The following is a 5,809-nucleotide window of genomic DNA, read 5'->3' as shown; positions in this document are numbered from 1 at the left end:
AGGCCGGACGCTGATCGCGCGACGCCGCCGTCCGCCATGGTGCGTCCCGCGCACCACGGCGGACCCTCTACGCGCCTTTTCACCTTCCGGAGCGCGCAACAGTCTCCGTACTGCAACAGAGCTCTCGGCCCGCTGGAGCAACCGCCGACGGCGGACGCGCTTTCAACCGACAGAAAATAACAAGGACAAGGGGGTTAAGGATATGACAAGCAGGACACTCTGGACCACCACCGCGCTCACCTGCACCGGCGTGCTGGCGGCGCTGTCGTCGCCGGTCGCCGCGCAGCAGCGGACGGATGCGGCGGCCTCCGATGCCGATATCGTCGTCACCGCAACGCGGCGCGAGGAACGCACGATCGACATCCCCTATAATATCTCGGCGGTCGGCGGGGATCGGATCGACGCCAACAAGACGCGCGATCAGGCGGAATTGCTGCGCTCGATCCCCGGCGTCGCGGTGGTCGATCGCGGGGCGCGCAATGCGGGCGTGCTCAACACGGTGACGATCCGAGGCGTCAACGTCGATAGCGCGGCGCTGGGCGACTATGCGGTGTCGGCGGTGTCGCCCGTCTCCACCTATGTCAACGATACGCCATTGTTCGCCGCCTATCTGCTGAAGGACCTCGAACGCGTCGAGGTGCTGCGCGGGCCGCAGGGCACGCTCTACGGCTCCGGCGCGCTGGGCGGCACGGTGCGGTATATCCTGAAGAAGCCGGTGCTCGGCAAGTTCGAAGGGCGCGTCACCGCCGGGTTGAGCCATGTCGATGGATCGGGTAGCGTCGGCTATGACGGCGACGTTATCCTCAACATTCCGATCGGCGACCGTTTCGCGATCCGCATGGTCGGCAGCCGGCAGCATTATCCGGGCATCACCGATTATGTGAACGTCTATACGCTGGACAAGAACGGCATCCCGGTCGCGCCCAAGGGCGTGCTGGCGCCGGACGCCGAATATCACAGCGTGAAGGATGCCGATTTCGTCCATGTCTGGTACGGCCGCATCGCCGCGCGCTGGCAGCCGAGCGACGCGGTGGATTTCACCCTGACCTACAATCATCAGAGTGACGATGTCGGCGGACGGCGCCAGATCACGCGCGGGCTGAACGGGTGGGGGCAGCCCTATACCGGCTACCAGAACGGTTCGGTCCAGCTCGAACCCTCGACGCGCCATGTCGATTCCGTCGCGCTGGAAGCGAATGTCGATCTGGGCTTCGCGACGCTGACCTCCAGCACCTCATGGTACGATCACGAGGGCGACAGCGTGAGCGAGAATACCGGCTTCTATGCGCAGGCCGGGTTCCTCAGCTTCTATTACAATTATCCGCGCCCGATGGCGTCGGCGGTGCGCAGCTATCGCGACCGCTCGTTCATTCAGGAACTGCGGCTGGTGTCTAAGCCGGGCAAGGTCTTCGACTATGTGGTCGGCGCTTATTATCAGGACCAGACCCTGTTCGGATCGCAGGACAGCTATCTGCGCGGGTTCAAGAACTGGTGGGACGCCGCGACCGGTATGCCCGGCGTGGTGACGAGCGATCAGGATTTCTTTTATCGCCGCAATGAGAAGTTCAGGGATCGCGCGATCTTCGGCGAATTGACCTGGCACGTCACGCCCAGCGTCGACCTGACCGGCGGCGCGCGTTATTTCTGGAACCGCTCGCGCAACAACACGCAGATGGTCGTGCCGATCTACACGGCGCTCTCTTCGCCCACCAACGCCTATTTTCCGACCAGCGAGGACAAGCCGCTGTTCAAGGGCAACCTCTCATGGAAGTTCGCCGAGCGCGGGCTGGCCTATGCCACCGTCTCGCAAGGCTATCGCCGTGGTGGATCGAACGCGGTGCCCATCGTGGGCCGCTATGCCGAAGACCCGTCATGGCAGACCTACAAGGCGGATACGCTCGTCAACTACGAGGCCGGTGTGAAGGGATCGGCCGGCGGCCTGACCTATAACCTCGACGTCTTCTATATCGACTGGAAGGATATCCAGCTCAACACCTTGACGCCGAACTGGGGTTTCTATGTCGTGCAGAACGGCGGCAAGGCAAGCTCGGCCGGGCTGGAGGCGCAGATCGAGGGGCGGATCCACGGGCTGCATTACGCGCTGGGCTACACCTATGTGGACGCCAAGCTGACCCGCAATTTCTACTCGCCCGACCCCAGCCATGTGCTGATCGGACGCGACGGGGATCAGTTGCCGGGATCGGCGCACCATATCATCACTGGCAGCGCGGACTACAGCTTCGACCTCGGCGACGACACCAGCCTGACGCTGCGCGGCGACGGCTTCTACCAATCCTCGACGCGCAACGCGGTGAGCACCTCGCCGAAATACAATGTGCGGCTGCCCGGCTTCTCGATCTGGAACGCGGGCGTGACGCTTCGGAAGGGGAATTACGCGCTGACGATCTACGGCAAGAACCTGTTCAACGCGGCGGGCGTCACCGGGCGGTTCACCGAGGCCTATATGGGCACCGATCCGGCGGTGGGCTATTATGGCAACGGATCGAAGGATCTGATCAGCCTGCCGCGCACGATCGGCCTGTCCGCCGATATCCGCTTCTGATGACTGTTCCCGCGCCGATAGCCGAACTGCTGGCCGCGGCGCGGCGCGCCCAGCGCGCGGGGGATGTGGCGGGCATGGCGCGGCTGGTCGAGACGGCGCTTGCGGCGCATCCGACGGATTTCGACGCCGGGCTGATGCGCGCGGAGGCCGCCGTCCACGAGGGCCGCTACGCCGATGCGCGCGCGGCGCTTGCGGGGCTGGAACCGGCGGCGTGGGACGATCCGCGCCGACTTCTCCGTCTCGCGGAATTTCATAGTCACATGGGGCGGCCGATCGAGGCGGAGCGGTGCTGCGCCCGCGCCGTGGCGCTATCGCCCAACGACACGCGGGCGCTTTACGATCTCGCGGCGGCGTCGATCGCCCTGGGGCGGCTCGATGCGGCGGAGGCGCTGTTCGACCGGGTGATCGCCGACCGGTCCGATGACTGGGACGCCTGGGCCAATCGCTCGACCTTGCGCCGTGCGACGGTGGAGCGCAACCACGTCGCCGCGCTGGAAACGGCGCTGGCGGAGAGCGGCGGCGATGCGGAGGCGCGGATCGCGCTTGGCCATGCGTTGGCGAAGGAACTGGAGGATCTGGGGCGATACGATGCCGCCTTCGCCCACCTGAAGGACGCCGCCGCCGCCCGGCGCGCGCGCCTGTCCTACCGCGTTGCGGACGATGCGGCGACGATGGAGGCGATCGCGGCCGCGTTCCCGGCCGATCTTCTGCGCGATGCTCCCCCGCCGTCGAGCGAGCCGGGGCCGATCTTCGTCCTCGGCCTGCCGCGCAGCGGGACCACGTTGGTGGATCGTATCCTTTCCTCCCACAGCCGGGTGACGAGCCTCGGCGAGATTCAGGATTTCGCCCTGGCGCTGATCGCGCAGGCGCGCGGCGCGCGCGACAAGGGCGATCTGATCCGCCGCAGCGCCGCGATGGACCATGCCGCGCTGGGCCGCGCCTATCGCGCGCGGACGGCCGGGCGCACGCCGGACGCGCCGTTCGCGATCGACAAGACGCCGCTCAATTTCCTCTACATCGGCCTGATCGCGCTGGCGCTTCCCGAAGCGCGGATCGTCCATGTCCGGCGCGGGGCGATGGATGGCTGTTTCGCGATGTTCAAGACGTTGTTCCGGATGGGCTATCCGTTCAGCTACGACCTCCACGACCTCGCCGCCTATCGCATCACCTATGAGCGGCTGATGGCGCATTGGCGCGCCGCGTTGCCGGGGCGGATGATCGAGATCGATTATGAGGCTCTGATCGCCGATCAGGCGGGCGAGAGCCGGCGGCTGATCGAGGGATGCGGGGTGGAGTGGGAGGAGGCGTGCCTTGCCTTCCACGCCAATCCCGCGCCGGTCGCCACCGCCAGCGCCGCGCAGGTGCGTATGCCGATCCATGACCGCTCGGTGGGCCTTTGGCGGCGCTACGAGCAGGGGCTTGCCCCGCTGGCCGTGGCGCTGTCCGCCGCCGGGATCGCGCTGGACCATCGCGCATGAGGCGGATGCTCGTCGCCATGCTCGCGCTCGCCATGTCGGGGACGGCCGGGGCGGAGGAGTTGTTCCGTAGCGATTTCCAGCACGGCACGGCCGCCCCGTGGCAGGCCAGCGGACGCGGCGACGTGCGGCTGACCAGCTTTGAGGGCAATGTCTCGATGCGCCTCACCGCCGGCGCAAGCGCACTGGCCGAAATGCCGGTGCGCGGGATGCGACGGCTGTATGTGACGGTGAAGATCGCCGGCGACGGCCTCGATCCGCAGGCGGCGTGCGTTGCGGAAGCCTCACGCGACGGCGGGCGAAGCTGGGCTGCGATCTTTGCGATCGACCGCAAGATGGCCGACGGCGTGACGCTGACCGCCGGAGGGGCCGCGCTGCCCGATGTGGACGGAGGATTGACGCTGCGGCTCGTCGCGCGCGGAGGACGGGCGACCTGCTGGTTCGACGATATCGCGGTGAGCGGCGTCGCGCTGGCCGATATCTCGCCGACGCGCCGGGCGCTTGGTCGCGCCATGCTGACGGCGGGCGGCGCGTTCGAGCGGCCGGTCGACCTTTCCGCCTTCGCGCCGGCCGCCGACGCGGGCAAGTCCATCGCGCGCTGGGAAGGGCGCCTTCGCCTGACCGGCGCGCGCGCCACGGGCTTCCGCATGATCGCCGAGGACCCGGCCTTCGCGCGCGGCGACACGATCCGCTCGCTGCCCGATCTCGATCTCGCGCTGGTGCAGTCCGGCGACGTGCTGCTCCCGGCGCAGCGCGGGCTGATCCCCTCGACCCATCCCGACTGGAACTGGATCGTCGAGCCGGGCCGCGTCTGGTCGGAGCCGGGCGATGGCGGCACCGCCCGCGCCGCGTTGCCCTTCGCGCTGCAGGAGCGCAACGCCAATTGCACGCATAACGGCATGCTGACCTTCCTGTTCGGCGTGGACGGCACGATCAGCCATGCCGCGTTCGAGATCGCCGGGGAGACGTGCCTTTACCGCAAGTTCGACGCCTGGGGGTTGCTCGTCGCGCGCTACCTGCCCGGCACGGTGGCGGGCGCGGCGGAGCTGATCCGCGCGCATGAGGAAACGAACGCCGCGCGCCTGCCGATGAAGCGGCTGGAGGATTTACCTCCGGCCGTCGCCGCCGCGCTCGCCACCGCCGCCGGGCCGGAACCGACCGTCTATGGCGCGGTGATCGGCGGCGTGCATTACCGCAGCGCCTGTGTCACCCGGCACGGCGATTATCCGGCGTGCGACGTGATCGACCTGCCATCCTATTCCACCGCCAAATCGGTGTTCGGCGCGGTCGCGCTGATGCGGATGGGGAATCTGTGGCCGGGGACGGCAGCCGAAACCGTTGCCGCGCACGTCCCAGCCTGCGCAGCCGCGAAAGGCTGGGCCGATGTGACGCTCGAAAATGCGCTCGACATGACGACCGGCCATTACCGCTCGACCGCCTATCAGGCCGATGAGGACGATCCCTCGATGGCGCGTTTCTTCGATCCCGCCGATCATGCGGCGAAGATCCACTTCGCCTGCACCTTCTACCCGCGCAAGGCCGCGCCGGGCACGACCTGGGTGTATCACACGTCCGACACCTATCTGCTCGGCACCGCGATGGCCGATGCGCTGCGTGCGAAACGGGGTGAGAAGGCGGACCTCTACGAGGCTCTGTTGCAAACATTCGGGACCGCCGAGCGGCACCGCGCCTTTGTTGGGATCAGGCCGCTTTGTTGAAATGCTGATTGAGCATGGCCATGGCCTCGGTCATGGCCGAGGGGCCAATGCCA

Annotated in this window: 3 protein-coding genes; all 3 read left to right on the top strand. The window is 67.4% G+C overall.

Annotated features, from left to right (window positions below):
* The first annotated feature begins 202 nt into the window (after positions 1 to 202).
* Genes Q4610_RS21210 through Q4610_RS21200 form a run of 3 tightly spaced genes read left to right on the top strand, consistent with a single transcriptional unit; the run spans position 203 to position 5,756 of the window.
* A complete protein-coding gene (locus tag Q4610_RS21210; protein WP_304537789.1) occupies positions 203 to 2,563 on the top strand; it encodes a TonB-dependent receptor in 2,361 nt (786 codons plus the stop codon).
* Positions 2,563 to 4,041, top strand: a complete 1,479-nt coding sequence (locus tag Q4610_RS21205; RefSeq protein ID WP_174837199.1) for a tetratricopeptide repeat-containing sulfotransferase family protein — start codon at positions 2,563 to 2,565, stop codon at positions 4,039 to 4,041. Before Q4610_RS21210 ends, Q4610_RS21205 begins: the two co-directional genes overlap by 1 nt.
* Entirely contained in the window at positions 4,038 to 5,756 is a 1,719-nt protein-coding gene (locus tag Q4610_RS21200; RefSeq protein WP_304537788.1) for a serine hydrolase domain-containing protein, read from the top strand. Before Q4610_RS21205 ends, Q4610_RS21200 begins: the two co-directional genes overlap by 4 nt.
* Positions 5,757 to 5,809 lie beyond the last annotated feature (53 nt).

It is taken from the genome of Sphingobium cyanobacteriorum, from assembly GCF_030580935.1.
Classification (GTDB): domain Bacteria; phylum Pseudomonadota; class Alphaproteobacteria; order Sphingomonadales; family Sphingomonadaceae; genus Sphingobium; species Sphingobium cyanobacteriorum.
Note: the sequence above shows the minus strand (reverse complement) of the source record. Positions and strands in the feature narration are given on the sequence as shown.